Here is a 14,486-nt window from a genome sequence, read left to right as displayed (position 1 = left end):
GAACGGGCCACCAAGTTTCCCACTTGCCGTCTGTCGACTTCTCTGCGCAGCCCTGCCGAGCCCCCACTCGGCAGGGTTTTTCATTGACTCCGCGCAATTCAGCGGAACACCGCGCCTCGGTTCTTGTTGTGGTTAAGAATTTACAAAGAGGCGTATCAATGAAACGTAACCTGTCAGCTATCGCAGTCCTGCTTCTCTTGGCGACAGGCGCTCGCGCAGAGGAAGCGACCACGTCGAGCGACAAAGCGAACACCCCGACGGAAGACTGTTCGAAGCAGGTGTGGCCGCATTTCACCCCGTCATGTCTCCGCAATGCCGGACAGGCAACGAACGTTCGCCTGGTTTCTACGGATCGCCGCTAACGCCGGGAATATTCGGCAATCGGACTTGTTGGCTCCTCACAATACAACTTTGGAGAATGATGTTATGAAGAAAGTAGTACTGGGAGGTCTGTTGATTGCCCTCGTAAGTTCAACCGGCGCGTTTGCACAAAGCGGTGCCGCGACCGGTGCGGCAACGGGCGCTGTCGGCGGCGCTATTGTGGGCGGCCCGGCCGGCGCGGCGGTCGGCGCAACCGTTGGAGCAGTCGCTGGCGGCATTTCGGACGAGACGCGGCCGCGCTTCCGCACCTATGTGTCAGGCCAGAAGCACAGCTCGTATCGCTATGACCGAGACGTCCGGGTTGGCGCTGATCTGCCCTCGAGCGGTGTGACGTACTACGAAGTGCCGCGCGAGTACGGCGTCACCAAGTATCGCTATACTGTTGTCAACGATCGGACGGTTTTGGTCGATCCGGGTACTCATCGGATCATCGAAGTCATCGATTGATATATACGGCCCGCTTCGGCGGGCCGTACGGAAATAATGTCTGTTCCTACCTCGAAACCCGACTTCACACGGCACTTCCGAGAAGTGGCCACAAGCGGACTCTTGCACCGCAGCAAGCGTTATTCGATCACCTCGTCGGCCTGCCCCAGCAGCGCAGGCGGCACCGTGATGCCAAGCTGCTTCGCCGTCTTCAGGTTTAAGACGAGTGTGAACTTGTCGGCCTGCTCGATGGGTAGATCACCGGGCTTCGCTCCCCGCAGGATTTTGGCGACTTGACCGCCGGCGCGGCGCGCCTGCTCATCGCTATCGGTATAGTATGACATTAACAGCCCGCCCCGCGTCCACACCGGCGTGGGGCCGAACGCCGGTTTACCGGTCTTTGCGAGAGAGGCCACAATTTGGGGAATGCGAGCCACCAGTCTTGGATCAACGGACATAAAGAACGCGCTGACATCGTCGCGTTGGCCTGACGCAATGACGCTCTCGACGTCCGCAGTCGTCGGCACCTCATACATGGAAACCGCGAAGCCCAATTGCTCGGCTGTCTTTTGCACCGCAGCCCGCTCAACTGGAAACTGGACAGCCGTGTCCGTAAGACCAATGAACCCAAGCCGCGTCAGGTTTGGCACCAGCTCCTTAAACAATTGAAATTGCTTGCCCATCAGGCTCTCTAACCCACCGATGGCGTTCTGGACGTTGCCAGTTGTCATGCCGCCCGGCCTAGCATAGCTCTCTACCCAGCCGTATTCGACGGGATCGATTGCAATGCCCGTGAAGACCACCGGCGCGTTCGGTACTTGCCGGTGGATTGGCTTAGGGCCACTACCCACGGCGACATAGACGCGGGGCTTCAGGTCAGCCAGATCCTTGATGATGTCCGGCCATCGCGAGTAGTCGCCGTCGGCGAAGCGCAGCGTCATGATATAGTCCTTGCCTTCGATGAAGCCAGCTCGCTTGAGACCCTCGCGGATATTGGCGCTCCTTGCGTTTGCAAGCTGCTCAGCAAACGCGACTATGACCGCGACAAGCGGCAGGTTCGCAGTCTGCTGCGCGCGTGCCGCCAGCGGCCACGCTGCCGCTCCGCCGATCAGTCCGATGAACTCGCGTCGCTGCATGGCCGCCCCAGTTGAGGAGAGAACATCGTAACGGCGCAAGCCATCGCTTGGATAGGGTTTAGAGGCGGTTTTGTTACTGCAACATGAGCGGGGCCGAATGACCATTGTGGGTCAGACTCCGACGTCGCAGTGAGGGTGCGGAATGTCTTGAACGGACAACATCGGTCTGAAAAGTGCCAGCCGGTGACGGCTGCATGTCGATTCGACCATGAGCTAGCCGAGTCGTTCGGGGGGTTATTACAGAGACGGCAAGGCGCAAAATTGGGACGACGGTAGCCGAGCCCGCGCGGCGTCGCCGGCCGCGACCGGTCCGCCGGACCGTACCACACCCAGCACCCCACATTTGAATGGAGGGCCCGTTTCATCCGACGAGAGCACCTGCCGTTTCAAGCCCGCCTGGAAGCGGTCGATGAGGACACACGGCGTCCGGAGGCCGGTCAGCTCGATCATCGCCATGGGACCGAGCTCAATTAGCGTCCCGAGCGGCATCCGCTCGAGGTCCAGGCCGGTTGTGGTGATATTCTCACCCAGGTCACCCGCTGCGACCGCGAACCCCGCTTCCGAGAGGGATCTAAAGAGCTCGGAAGGGATCAGGTGGACCTGTCTGAGATTGGGTACGCGGGGCCGGCGGCGGGCCAGATAACGGTGTCGGACAAATCGACCTGCGTGTGCGTCGCCTTCGACGCCATGGCCTTCCAACAGCACGATCCGATCCCGAGTGGGCTTGCTGAAGCGGTGACCGCGATCGGCGGCGACCGCGACCACACTGCCCTCCAATGAGCGCGCGTCCGGCTGCGACATCAGGCCGCCCGGGCGAGCGAACGCCGCTTCTGACGGAGGTATCGCGTGATTTCCTGAAGAGACATCGCGTTGAGGACGCGGTCAGCGGGGACACCGCCCTTCCGGGCCATCGCGACGCCCCACCGCATGTGGTCGAGCTCGGGGATTGAGTGCGCGTCCGGATTGATACTGAGCATGCAGCCAAACTCAAGCGCAGCCTGGTGCCAGCGCCAATCCAGATCGAGCCGCCATGGATGAGCGTTGATCTCGACAACGACGTCATGCTTGGCGCAGGCACTCAGCACTTTCTCGATGTCGATTTCGTAGCCTGGCCGCCGCTGGAGCTGGCGCCCGGTCATGTGTCCGATGATGGTAGTATGAGGATGCGAGATGGCCCGAAGCAGGCGCAAAGTCTGCTCTTTGCGGTCCAATTTGAACCGGCCATGGACACTCGCCACCACGAAATCGAAGCCTTCCAGCACGTCGTCCCCATAGTCGAGCGATCCGTCCGCCAAAATGTCGGGCTCGATGCCTTTGAGGATCCGAAAATCCTTGCCAAAACGTTTGTTCAAGCGGTCCGCTTCGCGGTGCTGCTGCGCGATCTCCTCGACCGAGAGACCGCCGGCATAGTGCGCGGACTTTGAATGGTCGGCGACCCCAAAATACTCGAAACCGCGCTGGAGCGTAGCTTTGGCCATTGTCTCCAGGGTTTCGGTGCCATCGGAGGCGTCCGTGTGGCAGTGAAGGATCCCGCGTAGGTCCTGGTTGGTGACGAGCTTCGGCAACTTGCCCTTCAGAGCCAGCTCGACCTCGCCGCGCCCCTCCCGGAGTTCGGGATCAATGAAGGGCAGCCCGAGGGCGCGATAGATCTCGGTTTCGTCGCCGGCGATCAGGGAGCGCCCCTTGTGCAAGCCGTCGGCCTCCAGCCGCATTCCCTTCTCGGCAGCCAACGCCTGGAGGTGGGCGAGGTGAGCGGCAGAGCCGGTGGCGAAGAGGAGGGCGGCACCGAAGTGCTTTCGGTCGGTCAAGCGGATCTGCAATCCATCGGCCCCGGACGCCTTCGACGTTTTAGCTACCTTGGGTTCTTCTGCGACGATCGTGAGTTCACCGACGAGTTCGCAACCTCGGCGGAAGTCGCCCGCGACTGTAACGCGCTTGAGCTCGGGCCGGGCCTTGTGGAGCGAATCCTTGGCGTGTGCGAGAAGAGCAGCGGCACGATGCAGATGGAGGCGGCCTTCTCCGCTTTTTGCGATCGCCAGGTTCTGCAGGATCTTGGTCTGCAGCGCAGCGCCTAGTCCTTTGACCTTCTTGATGCGGTCGTGCTTGGCCGCGGCTTCCAGCTCGGCGAGCGAGGCGATGCCGAGATCCTTATAGAGACGCAGCACTTTTTCGGGGCGGAGACCCGGCACGGCAAGCAGTTCGAGCACGCCCTCGGGGACCTCCTTCCGGAGCTTTTCAAGACTCGGATGGGTACCCGATTTGCTAAGCTTTGTAATGATGTCAGCTATGGCATCGCCGACACCGGGTATCTCCGTAAGCCGGTCTTCGGCGACGAGCACATGCAGAGGTACAGCGAGCGCCGTCAAGCTATCGGCGGCGCGCCCATAGGCTTTGGCCCTATAGGGGTTGCCGCCGCGCAACGCGGTTCGCTGCGCGTACTCTCGCAGGAGACTTGCTACGGCGCGAGCGTCGAGGGAGGGCACTCAACGAGCCTCCCGTCCGGCATTCTGGCGCGTCGGCGGGTCAAAGCGACCTTGAACAGTCGAACCGACTCCCGCCCCACCGTCGACAGATCGCTCAAGCTTCTGCGCGGCCCGAAAGTCCTCGATGTGCTGCGTGTTCGGGCTATAAGCGGCTTCTTTCTTGAGCAGATTATAGATGCGGCCGGCCATCAGCTGCAGCCGCTTCATCCTGCCATGCGGCATCGATCGCGCCTTGCAAAGAGCGCGGACGGCGTAGGCCCGGAAGTAGTCAAATGCGTCTGACATATTGGTAAAACGCCAGCTCCGGCCTTTAGTTCTGTCGGCGGTCGCGGGAATGCGTAGTCCGGCTTGCTCCGGGTTGTCGTCGGGAACTGGCGGGCTGCCCTGAGACGATTCTTGAAGCCCGCGCATAGGCGGCTTTTGTTTGGAACTCCTCACCGCGGCAGCTTGGCGTCCCCGGACATTGCGGAAGGCCGGGTGGGCTGAGGTGTATCAGGGCCTTGCTGCGCTACTGTGCTGCTTCGAACGATCTCTGCTGCGGGTCGGAGTCGTCGCGTCTCCTCCGCCGTTGCTCGGCTCTCGATTGATCTGCAAAATGGAAGCGATATGGCTGCGCTGAAAACCGCCTCCCGGAGATCGACAACGAGCGCGGGCGTTCTGGCCTACCGGCAAGCACCCGCGGGCTTGAGGTTCTGCTCGTTCACCCCGGCGGCCCGTTCTGGCGCAAGAAAGATGGTGGTGCCTGGTCCATTCCGACGGGCGAAATGGATGGCTGTGATGCTCCAGAGCAGGTCGCGCGTCGCGAGTTTGTGGAGGAACTCGGCCCGAGCGCTTCGATTGGTTCACTCCGGCCGCTGGGGGAGATCCGACAGCGCGGAGGCAAGCGCGTTATCGCATTCGCCGGCGAGGGCCATTTTGACCCGGCGGCACTCATCAGCAATACCTTCGATATCGAATGGCCGCCCCGAACTGGTCGACGGCAGAGCTTCCCGAAGTCGACCGCGCGGAATGGTTCGATATCGATTTAGCGAGGACCAAGATGCTGTCGGCTCAGGTGGAGCTTCTCGATCGTCTTTTGGCGATCGCGGCTGAGAGCACCATCAAATGACGTTCACGATTGGAGTCATTTCGGACACGCATGGGCTGTTGAGGCCCGAGGCGGAACGAGCGCTGACGGGTGTCAATCACATCATTCATGCCGGCGACATCGGGCGCCCTGAGATCGTCGATGCGCTTCGTCGGATCGCGCCCGTCACGGCCATCCGCGGAAACGTGGACAGCGGCGAGTGGGCCCACCAATACCCCGACACGAATCTCGTGCGCCTGGCGGGAAAGTCGATCTACGTTCTGCACGACCTGAAGACGCTGCGGGCCGATCCCGCCGCCGGAATCGACGTCATCATCTCTGGGCATTCCCATGTGCCTTCAAGCTGCCGATCACGCTTGCGACGCTTGAGGTCACGCCTGAGGGCATGCGACCGGAAATCCACGAACTTGGAGGCGACTGAGTGCACTTACAGCCGATGAGGCGAATGCGGTAATCGTTCAGTTTGCCGGTTGCGCCGGAAGCGAACGCTATTTGCGCGGACTATCTAGCTCGCGCACGACATCCTTCGCCCGCTTGTCGGACCGGAGCCCGAGGTAGACGGGCTGGCGCAGTTCGCCCTTACTGGTCCACTCCGCGAATTTGACCTCGGCAACCAGCGAGGGCTTGACCCAAGTCGTGTTGGCCTCGTCCTTCACTTTGGTAGGAAAGGGTGACTTCGAGGCCGTCAGCTTCACAAGCTTGGCATGGAGGTCTTCCAGGACTTTGTGGCTGAAGCCGGTGCCGACATGTCCGATGTAGCGCCATGCGTCGCCTTCCCGCACGGCGAGGACCAGGGCGCCGAAGAACGGCCTGGTGCGCCTCGGCGCCGTGAACCCGGCGATGACTACTTCCTGTCGCTTTGCCGTCTTGATCTTCAGCCAATCCGGCGTCCGGCTCCCGGACGCATACACGCTGTCGGCGCGTTTCGCCATAAGGCCTTCCAAACCCTTTCGCTCGGCCTCGGCGAAGAACTTCTTACCGTCCCCCTTGCGGTGAGAGCTGAAGGCAATGAGTTTGTCCCGCGGCAGAATCGCCTTCAGCCGCTTCTTGCGCTCGAGGAGAGGCTGTTTGCGTAAGTCCGCGGCGTTCTCGAACATGAGGTCAAAGGCGCAATACAGCAGCTTCGCTTCATGGCGCAACGCGTTTTGAAGCAGCTGAAAATGTGAGACACCGTCCTTTCCGATTGCCACGAGCTCGCCGTCAATCACGGCGTCGCCCTTCACGCCCTCCAGCGCTTTGGCAACCTCGATATAGCTGTGGCTGATGATCTTGCCGTTACGGCTGTAGAGTGCAACCTTACCCCGCCGGATTTCCGCGATCATCCGGAAGCCATCGTATTTGTCCTCAAAAACCCAACCTGGATCGTCGAACGGCGCGTCCGTGAGCGTGGCGAGCATCGGCTGCAGCCGCTTGGGCAGGGTCGACGTCCGGCTCATTTGCGGGCCAGTCCTTCAGAACTCGTTGCGTAGGGCATGTACGTCCTTCACGGGGAACGCTCCAGGGCGGCGCCATGTTCCGCAGTTCGGACCACAGGGCCGCGAGCGCAGGGTATCGGTGCGGCGATATCGATGGCCAGAACACTCGAGACCACCAGACCGCTGGGCTTCTTCGACCAGGCCATCACCGCTCCGTCAGGCGGCGCTGGAAGTAGTCCTGGACCTAAGGCCTTGCGCCTTCTTGCGAAGTTCCCCTGGCTCAGAACCAGTTTTCAGACATTCGCCACAAAGCTCGGCGACACCTCGGCGGCGCAACTCGAGGCTACTGTGACCCGCTACTCACTGGATGAACTACGTCAGCGCTATGTTATTGAGGGCAGGCCGCTGGAGGCGAGCCTCGAAGAAATCCTGCGCGCCGACACCCGCGCGGGAGCGCGCGCTATCCTTGCTTCGATTGAAAAGCGCCGCTTTGAGAACCGGTCTGAAGGGCAGCGGCTTCGCAAGATGCTGCGCTTTGAGACGCTCCTATGGGACGAGGGGAAGGATGCCGTTGCGGGCGTCGACGAGGCCGGAATGAGCCCGCTCGCGGGGCCCGTCGCCGCAGCCGCGGTCATCCTGAAGCCCGGCACGCGCATCACCGGTATCGACGACTCGAAAAAGCTGGATGCGAGTTCGCGTGAGGCTCTTGCGAAGGAAATCAAAGAAAAGGCGGCTTCATGGTCTGTCGCGTTTGTCGAAGTCGAGGAGATCGACACCATCAACATTTACTGGGCAGGCATTCTCGCAATGCGGCGGGCTGTTGAAGGCCTGGGAGTAGTCCCGCAGCATCTCCTGATCGACGCGAAACGTTTGAAAGAGATAGCGATCCCGCAGCAGGCGATTATCCGGGGCGACGCGAAATCCGCCAGTATTGCGGCTGCCTCCATTCTTGCGAAGGTCTCGCGCGATGCGCTGATGCGAACGCTCGACACGCGTCATCCCGGTTACGGCTTCGCCGATCACAAGGGTTATCCTGTTCGCGCTCACTACAATGCCTTAGCTCAGCTTGGAGCGTGCCCTGCTCATAGACGTTCGTTTGGCCCTGTTCGCGAGGTCCTTGGCTTGCCGCCGCTACCGCCCTGGCCGTTGGCGTCGGAACGCGCCAGTGTCACGTCAGGGCCTGAGGCATAAGGCTTACAGCCGCCGGTGGGCCAGATAATGGTGCCGGACAAATGGGGCTTGCGGGTGGGTCGAATTCGGCGAAATGGCCTTCCAACAGCACGATCCGATCCGAGGGCTTGCTGAAGCGGCATGCCGCCCGAGCGAACGGAGCGCCGCGGAAACCCTCACCTCACCACGTCCCACTGGAACGTGTCAGCTTAGTCCAGCGAGTGTCAACTATTTCCCTGGGGTTCTTGCACGGAAACGCCGCGCCGGGTCGGTTGTATGGTCAACCTTTCTGTTTTTCTTTTGCACTTTTTCCATCGGAGCTCTTAGAGCGTTCTTCGAAGCGATCAGCGCCCTTAGCTAGGTCGTGCCCCATCCTGCTCTCGTTTTTCGCTTCTTCCTTAGCAGTCGCCTCGCGCAAGTCCTCAGCGGCCCGCTCCCCCGCTTTTGATGATCTTCGTTCGTCATCCATTTGATGCTCCTTCCCTGTCATCGCTCTCCAGGATTACTTCTTTGTCTATCCCAGCTAAGCCGTAATAATTTCCAATCAGTTCACTTGGCCATTGTTCCAGTTCGGTTGAGGCTCGTGCGCTTCCTGGCGTAAAGGTGACCTCAGTCCAGAGGCGCGCGGTACGTTTGTCGGTCGGCCAACCACTTCCGGTCTTCCCCCGTCAACGGACATCGCTGGATCGCCTCGGCTCCGCTTCGTGACAAAGCGGCATTAGTTGCGACTAGCCAAAATCTATTGGTATGCGTCGCTACGGCCTCGGTTTATCCAAGAGCATTCATATGATCACCCCCGGTAACATAAGCAAGGTAGCGTTCTTGAGCTGCGATGCGCACTTTTGCACAGCTGCCAGGCGCGGGTCCAATTCCTCTACAAACAGAGGCGGGGCGCAGCTTTGATGTCCTTCCTGTGGCGGGCTGTATTTGCGGCGAATGCCGGATCGATTGGGCCGATGCACACCTTGCGAATGAGTGGAACATCGGCTTCTTCACAATGTTGTAATCCCGCTGCACCCCTTTAGCCTATGGAGCCACTATGACCCCAACTGAGCCCCCCGAGAATGCGACCGGTTCGGACGGCAAAGAGAGCGGAGCCGAAGCGCTTACGCCTGGCGGCACGCTTGAAAAACAACCCGAAGCGAAGCAGGACACGCCTGCGGGTCTCAGCGAACCGAGTTTGAGCACGCCTGCACCGCCAGTAAAAGCAAAGACCAAGGGCGTTGCCGATATTGTATTCATGGTGGATAGCAGCGGAAGCATGGCGCCTTGCATCGATGCGTTGCGGACGAACATCGAGGCGTTCATTGATTCCCTGAGCAAGGGCGAAGCCAACAACGCCCCGCCGATTCGAGACTGGCGAGGAAAGGTGGTGGGTTATCGCGACGTCGAAGCGGCCCAATCGGAAGGAATACCGTGGATCGTAGACGCCCCTTTCGTGCGGGATACGAATGAGCTGAAGGCGCAGTTGGCGGCGCTTAAGGCGGAGGGCGGCGGCGACGAACCGGAGTCTCTTCTGGATGCTTTGTTCAAGGCAGCTTCGATGGAAGCCAGTCCAAAAGGATCCCAAACGGAAGATCCGAACAAGTGGCGGTATAGAAGCGATGCAGCGCGCGTGATCATCGTTTTCACGGATGCGTCGTTCAAGGAGACAATGAGCATTCAGGAGGCGAAGGGCGGCTCCTTGCAAGATGTTGCAAACGTCATCATGGCCAACCGGATCATTCTCAGCTTGTTCGCCCCGAATTTCGAAGGCTACGACCGGCTCAGTCAGATCGACAAATCGGAGTGGGAAGTCGTCGAGTACGAAGGATTAAGTCCTCAGGAGGCCTTGAAGAAATTCACTTCTGATCCCGTGAGTTTTCGAACCACCCTCAAGCAGCTGGCGGCCAGCGTGTCCCGTTCGGCGGAGACGGTTGCTCTCTAGAGGAGAGAGCCGATGTTCCGATGGCAAAAAAGCTGAAGGTTGGCGACGTTATCCGGGGCTACCACATTACCAAGGTCTTTGGGCCCGGGATGATGGCGATCTCGTACGCGGCCACTTCCCCGACCGGCGGGCTGGTTTTCTTCAAACAGTACAAATCGCCGGCGCCGTCGGTAGTGTGGTACGATTCGTTTGTCGCATATCAGCGCGAGTTGTCGTCAAGGGTGAAAACTGGCTCTGCATCTCGCTTTGCGGTGGCACAGTTGGATGCGTTTGAGGAAATCTGGGGCGGCCCCTGTTATTTTCAGGCTTTTGAGTTTGTGGAAAAGGGAGACGATTTACAGAAGATTCTCGATGCTGAAGCAGAGAAGCATCGAAAATCAAGAATATCTCCAATCCGAAATCCGTCAGTTTGGGCTAGGCATGTGACGTGGGCTAAAGTGTTGATGGCGGGCATCGAGGCCCTCCACCAATCAAAAATTGCTCATGCCGATCTGAAGCCCGCGAATGTTTATTTGATCCAGGATCCCACGATCAAGGCCGGTTATCAGCTTAAACTGATCGACATGGATTTCTCGCTGTTGACCGACCACCGAGCGCCTTGGCACGGCCATCAGGGATACATCGGGAGCGATAACTACCGCTCTCCAGAGCACCTTACGCGACGTCAGGTGCCTGATACGCGATCCGATATATTCACCTGTGGGCTGATTCTATCCGAGTTGTTGACCGGTCGACATCCCTACTGGAGCGAAGACCAGGGCGAGTACGCAAAGAAAGTGCTCGGTCACGAATCTCAACCTCTGCCACTTGCCGGAATCATGCCATCGCCAGCCCAAAACGCTGCCGTAAGCCTGGCACTGCACCGATGTCTCTCCCCCAACGCCGTTGAGCGGCCGACGGCAGCTGAATTGCGCGAGGTGCTTAGCGGAAGAGCATCAGAGGGAAGGACGAGCGACAAATCTCCGCAGTCATCACCCACGAAGCGCCACGGCGACACAAGAGAGCCCATCACATCCAAGTTTCTGGAGCTCCAGCATTCCGGCGGTCGATCCTTGCGAATTGGCGTCCGGACCGAACTAACCCGCTCCCTTCTGGAGCAACTGGGTCCGGAAGCGCATTTTTGGGACGTGAAGCAGTGCGTGATCGATCGCAACTCTCAAGGCCAATGGGTTCTGACCCCGGCTGAAGTGACAGTCAATGAAACGCTGCTTAACGCCGCGGCGGTCACGCGGCCCGTCCTACTTAGCGCCGGCGATTCGATAGCTGTAGGCCGGCAGGCCAAAGGCGTCATCAAAATGCCGCTCACGGTCCGGGGCGTCTGAGATGCTCCCGGTTGACTCACTCAATTTAGAAGGCGAACTAGCTGGTTCGTGCGACACTTCAATAAAATCCGACCAGGCCAGTGCTCCGACCTCCGTGTTGGCGTCGACCAGCGCGCCACTAACAGAAGCGGATGTTGAGCGGGCGCCTCGTCCCTTTCCCGCCGTCGTCGAAATCGAAGATCTGGATTGGGAATCCCTTCGGGGATTTATCGGCGGTGGCGATATCAGGGCGCGGATTGGGAGTACCGTCGCGCGCATGGAAGGCTTCCTCGACGGGCCGCCAAGGCCAATGTTGTTCGATGCATACCGCGGTTTTGCTCATGATAGGGTAATCCACCTAACCAGCGCCGGCGACACTGCCCTTTGGATCATCGGTGATCTTCATGGCGACCTGCTGGCACTCGAAGCAGCATTGGCTCTCATCCGTAACCATCCAAAACATGGGTCGGCAAATGCCCGGATCATTTTTCTGGGCGATCTATTCGACGATGAAGGTTTCGGTCTAGAGGTTCTTCTTCGGGTCTTTGAGCTTGTTATGACCAACCCCGCGACCGTTTGCATCATTGCCGGAAATCACGACGAGGCTCTGGGGCACGACGGTACCCGCTTTACCTCGACTGTATCCCCGTCAGATTTTTCCGAGTTCTTGAACAGCGCCCAGGCCGACGAATCGACCATTCGCGCCGGCAAGTTGGCTATTCGACTTTTCCAAAATGCGCCGCGAGCCCTCTTCTTTCCGGATGGGCTTCTAGTGGCGCACGGAGGGTTCCCGTTGGCGGACCTTCATCCCCGGCTGCAAGAAACGGGTGATTGGAATGCCCCATCTTGCCTTTCGGACTTTGTCTGGGCAAGAGCGCATCCAACCGCGAAAAAAAAGCTGCCAAACCGCTTCACCCGGGGCAGTCAGTTCGGACACGAAGATTTTGCGGCGTTCTGTTCAGTAGCTGCCTCCCTGGGGCGACCCGTCACGCACATGGTGCGCGGGCACGACCATGTCGAAGAGCGCTACCAGGTTTACCCGGCCTACAAAGCCTACCCCATTCTGACGACGGTTGCCTTATCCAGGCGGCTTTCCAGAGAGTTTCTGGGCACCGCTGAACGTTTTCCGACAGTAGCCCTCTACACTGTAGATTCGTTGCCGCAGGTGTTTCGGCTGCATATCCCGGCTGACCTTGTTCGCGAGTTTTATCCCGAAGCGTCTGAGCCTCCAACTGGCGATGATGCATCATGAGTGCCGTAGTCTTGCGATGCGACAATTGCGGCACCTCGCAGTCCGGGCTGGGACTGTGCGAGGCCTGTCACGAGGGGCAGGTTCGGTACTTTTGCAAGAACCACGACCCCGGGCGCTGGCTGAACGGGTCGAGATGCACTCAATGCGGGGCAGCATACGGTGTAGAAGCAAGCCCACCGCCAACCCGACCGAAAGCGGGAACTGTCCGAACCGGCGGCACCCGGAAAAGGCCAGTGTCGGACGTTCCGGCTCCGGCCGCGCCCCCTCCCAAGAAGCGAGGGCCATGGGGCTCGAGACCCGCTTCTTCGGAGGAAATTGCTCTAAGCGAGGAATTGTTAGCACGGGCACGGGCGGTAGAAAGATTACGCCGGCTGCTGGGTGGGTTCGGTTACAGCCGCCCGGTGCGGGATTCCAGCGACTATACGTATGGTCCCTCTGCGCCGAGGTTAGCCGGGGGCTGTTTCAGAGTGATCTTGCTGTTCGTGTTTTTCTTCCTGTTGCTTTCATTGCTTGGCTCAAATTTGGGAACGATGATGCTCGGCTTTTAGAATGTTCATTGGCTGCACTTGCCTTATGGCAACGATTGCCGAAGAACCTCTTATGACCGGCCTTGGAACATCGTCTTTACCACATAACGCGGAAGCTGCGATTTCGACCCACAGTCTCAGTGAACATGAAGCAGACATTCGACCCCGTCCGTAGCCAGCGCCTCCATTTTAGAGCTCAACCTGCGCAGGGTCAGGCTCTGAGGTGAGAAAGGTGACAGGCTGACCAACGGGCAAGAGACCCGGCGCACCGGCTTGTCGCCCTATGGGGCGGTCATCCCCTGCCTAACTTCGCCTGCTCGGGAAATCGAACAAGCCCAGACACTTCCACTGGATCGGATCGATTTTACGGAGACCTATCCAGGTAGGCTATCGAGTCATTATCCAGAAGTCCGGCGGCACCATGTCACCCGTTATAAAATGGCCGGCTGATTTGGTCTGCGCCTTCGACCATTAGAGCAGAAACGATCTTCGCGAGCTGCCTGGGCCAGGCACCACCAGTCTCTTGGCCCGTGCAGAGCACGGACGCCGGTCGACGATCGAACGCGCAATTGTTCGCGGTGTATCCCTTGGGGAAAGTGATCGTGGTGCCGCACAGCCGGACCGAGCCTTGGCGGTGCCGCGACTGCTCGCGAAGCGCCCGGCAATGGCGAAAAATGCGCCCGTCGAAGCGATATTTCGGGTCCGGCCCGTTCCGGCTTACATCGCTGGTCGGAAACCCTTAGTCCGATCGTGAGAGCCGCGACACGAAAAAGCCGGGCGATGGGTTCGTCCATCGCCCGACTCAGACGATCAAGCAGCCTTCCGCGTCTTACCGATAGTGCCGGTCTTGGCGGCTTGACTGAACAACTCGTCCAGTTCCCCGGCACGGACAGCGGCGATCAGGGTATCGATCACGGTCGGGAGCTTGTCTTTGGACGGGACGGCGATGCCGGCCTTGCCCTTCTCGAACTCAATGGGCTTGGCTCCGAACTTGATGGACATCACCACTTGCCCAGCAGGATCGGCCTTCCACCAAGGCCGGACGGCCTGCTGCTTGGTAGTGGCCTGTCGCTCCCCATTGACCTTTGTCCATCGCTGGACGGTCCGGACGTGGTTGGGGTCGTTCAGGAGCAGCTTTTGCTCTTCCAGTTTGGCGACGAACTTGGCTCGGCGCTGCTGAACAGGATCGTTGGTCGTCCTAGGGAGAGCGGTGAACGAGAGAGACTTGAGGACTGGCATCGAGGTTCTCCATTGTTGGACAAAACCTCGCGGATCCTAATCACGTGCATGACACTGTACATGCTGGCCTCCGAGGATAGCTGTGCCCAGGAAAGGATTACGCCAGTTAATTACCAGATCATTGAATTGATAGGCCTTTTTG

At 59.6% G+C, this 14,486-nt stretch carries 12 protein-coding genes and 2 pseudogenes; 7 read left to right on the top strand and 7 right to left on the bottom strand.

All coding sequences use genetic code 11. The annotated features are described in order from the left end of the window. Positions 1 to 426: 426 nt before the first annotated feature. Complete coding sequence (locus ABIE49_RS19800; protein WP_192739127.1) at positions 427 to 828, top strand: DUF1236 domain-containing protein; 402 nt, start codon at positions 427 to 429, stop codon at positions 826 to 828. A 119-nt stretch (positions 829 to 947) separates the two neighbouring features. Here ABIE49_RS19800 and ABIE49_RS19795 read toward each other — a convergent pair whose 3' ends face one another. From ABIE49_RS19795 to ABIE49_RS19780, 4 genes are all read right to left on the bottom strand, one after another. Further along, complete coding sequence (locus ABIE49_RS19795; protein ID WP_192739128.1) at positions 948 to 1,943, bottom strand: ABC transporter substrate-binding protein; 996 nt, start codon at positions 1,941 to 1,943, stop codon at positions 948 to 950. A 237-nt stretch (positions 1,944 to 2,180) separates the two neighbouring features. Then, positions 2,181 to 2,744, bottom strand: coding sequence for an MOSC domain-containing protein (locus tag ABIE49_RS19790; protein WP_192739129.1), 564 nt, complete (start codon positions 2,742 to 2,744; stop codon positions 2,181 to 2,183). Beyond that, entirely contained in the window at positions 2,744 to 4,426 is a 1,683-nt protein-coding gene (locus tag ABIE49_RS19785) for a helix-hairpin-helix domain-containing protein (RefSeq protein ID WP_192739130.1), read from the bottom strand. Before ABIE49_RS19785 ends, ABIE49_RS19790 begins: the two co-directional genes overlap by 1 nt. After that, on the bottom strand, positions 4,427 to 4,837 hold the full coding sequence (locus tag ABIE49_RS19780) for a hypothetical protein (protein WP_354066892.1): 411 nt from the start codon (positions 4,835 to 4,837) through the stop codon (positions 4,427 to 4,429). 195 nt (positions 4,838 to 5,032) lie between these two features. Between ABIE49_RS19780 and ABIE49_RS19775 the strand changes: the two are divergent. Then, positions 5,033 to 5,534, top strand: a pseudogene (locus ABIE49_RS19775) (NUDIX hydrolase). Then, positions 5,531 to 5,934: pseudogene (locus ABIE49_RS19770) on the top strand (metallophosphoesterase family protein). Before ABIE49_RS19775 ends, ABIE49_RS19770 begins: the two co-directional pseudogenes overlap by 4 nt. Positions 5,935 to 6,001: 67 nt before the next feature. On the opposite strand, the gene ligD reads toward ABIE49_RS19770, so the two are convergent. Further along, positions 6,002 to 6,949: a non-homologous end-joining DNA ligase gene (ligD, locus tag ABIE49_RS19765; protein WP_192739131.1), complete on the bottom strand. Its 948-nt coding sequence runs from the start codon at positions 6,947 to 6,949 to the stop codon at positions 6,002 to 6,004. A 327-nt stretch (positions 6,950 to 7,276) separates the two neighbouring features. Here ligD and rnhB point away from each other — a divergent pair, with 327 nt between their 5' ends. Then, on the top strand, positions 7,277 to 8,119 hold the full coding sequence (gene rnhB / locus ABIE49_RS19760) for a ribonuclease HII (RefSeq protein ID WP_192739162.1): 843 nt from the start codon (positions 7,277 to 7,279) through the stop codon (positions 8,117 to 8,119). Positions 8,120 to 8,378: 259 nt separating this feature from the next. Here the strand turns inward: rnhB and ABIE49_RS19755 are convergent, their stop codons facing one another. Beyond that, positions 8,379 to 8,567, bottom strand: a complete 189-nt coding sequence (locus ABIE49_RS19755; protein ID WP_192739132.1) for a hypothetical protein — start codon at positions 8,565 to 8,567, stop codon at positions 8,379 to 8,381. A gap of 570 nt (positions 8,568 to 9,137) precedes the next feature. Between ABIE49_RS19755 and ABIE49_RS19750 the strand changes: the two genes are divergently transcribed. From ABIE49_RS19750 to ABIE49_RS19740, 3 genes are read left to right on the top strand one after another with little or no spacing between them, the layout of a single operon-like run. Then, entirely contained in the window at positions 9,138 to 10,025 is an 888-nt protein-coding gene (locus ABIE49_RS19750; RefSeq protein ID WP_192739133.1) for a VWA domain-containing protein, read from the top strand. A 20-nt stretch (positions 10,026 to 10,045) separates the two neighbouring features. Then, on the top strand, positions 10,046 to 11,347 hold the full coding sequence (locus tag ABIE49_RS19745) for a protein kinase domain-containing protein (RefSeq protein WP_192739134.1): 1,302 nt from the start codon (positions 10,046 to 10,048) through the stop codon (positions 11,345 to 11,347). Position 11,348: 1 nt separating this feature from the next. Further along, complete coding sequence (locus ABIE49_RS19740; protein WP_192739135.1) at positions 11,349 to 12,578, top strand: metallophosphoesterase; 1,230 nt, start codon at positions 11,349 to 11,351, stop codon at positions 12,576 to 12,578. Between the two features lie 1,337 nt (positions 12,579 to 13,915). Here ABIE49_RS19740 and ABIE49_RS19735 read toward each other — a convergent pair. Next, positions 13,916 to 14,344: a DUF6641 family protein gene (locus ABIE49_RS19735; RefSeq protein WP_192739136.1), complete on the bottom strand. Its 429-nt coding sequence runs from the start codon at positions 14,342 to 14,344 to the stop codon at positions 13,916 to 13,918. Between the last annotated feature and the right edge of the window lie 142 nt (positions 14,345 to 14,486).

It is taken from the genome of Bradyrhizobium sp. OAE829 (genome assembly GCF_040546575.1).
In the GTDB taxonomy this organism is placed as follows: Bacteria; Pseudomonadota; Alphaproteobacteria; order Rhizobiales; family Xanthobacteraceae; genus Bradyrhizobium.
Note: the sequence above shows the minus strand (reverse complement) of the source record. Positions and strands in the feature narration are given on the sequence as shown.

What these genes read in the sequence shown, in the direction of transcription:
- ABIE49_RS19800 (WP_192739127.1), top strand. Translation starts at nt 427, where the DNA reads ATGAAGAAAGTAGTACTGGGAGGTCTGTTGATTGCCCTCGTAAGTTCA.
- ABIE49_RS19795 (WP_192739128.1), bottom strand. Translation starts at nt 1,943, where the DNA reads ATGCAGCGACGCGAGTTCATCGGACTGATCGGCGGAGCGGCAGCGTGG.
- ABIE49_RS19790 (WP_192739129.1), bottom strand. Translation starts at nt 2,744, where the DNA reads ATGTCGCAGCCGGACGCGCGCTCATTGGAGGGCAGTGTGGTCGCGGTC.
- ABIE49_RS19780 (WP_354066892.1), bottom strand. Translation starts at nt 4,837, where the DNA reads ATGCGCGGGCTTCAAGAATCGTCTCAGGGCAGCCCGCCAGTTCCCGAC.
- ligD (WP_192739131.1), bottom strand. Translation starts at nt 6,949, where the DNA reads ATGAGCCGGACGTCGACCCTGCCCAAGCGGCTGCAGCCGATGCTCGCC.
- ABIE49_RS19755 (WP_192739132.1), bottom strand. Translation starts at nt 8,567, where the DNA reads ATGGATGACGAACGAAGATCATCAAAAGCGGGGGAGCGGGCCGCTGAG.
- ABIE49_RS19750 (WP_192739133.1), top strand. Translation starts at nt 9,138, where the DNA reads ATGACCCCAACTGAGCCCCCCGAGAATGCGACCGGTTCGGACGGCAAA.
- ABIE49_RS19745 (WP_192739134.1), top strand. Translation starts at nt 10,046, where the DNA reads ATGGCAAAAAAGCTGAAGGTTGGCGACGTTATCCGGGGCTACCACATT.
- ABIE49_RS19740 (WP_192739135.1), top strand. Translation starts at nt 11,349, where the DNA reads ATGCTCCCGGTTGACTCACTCAATTTAGAAGGCGAACTAGCTGGTTCG.
- ABIE49_RS19735 (WP_192739136.1), bottom strand. Translation starts at nt 14,344, where the DNA reads ATGCCAGTCCTCAAGTCTCTCTCGTTCACCGCTCTCCCTAGGACGACC.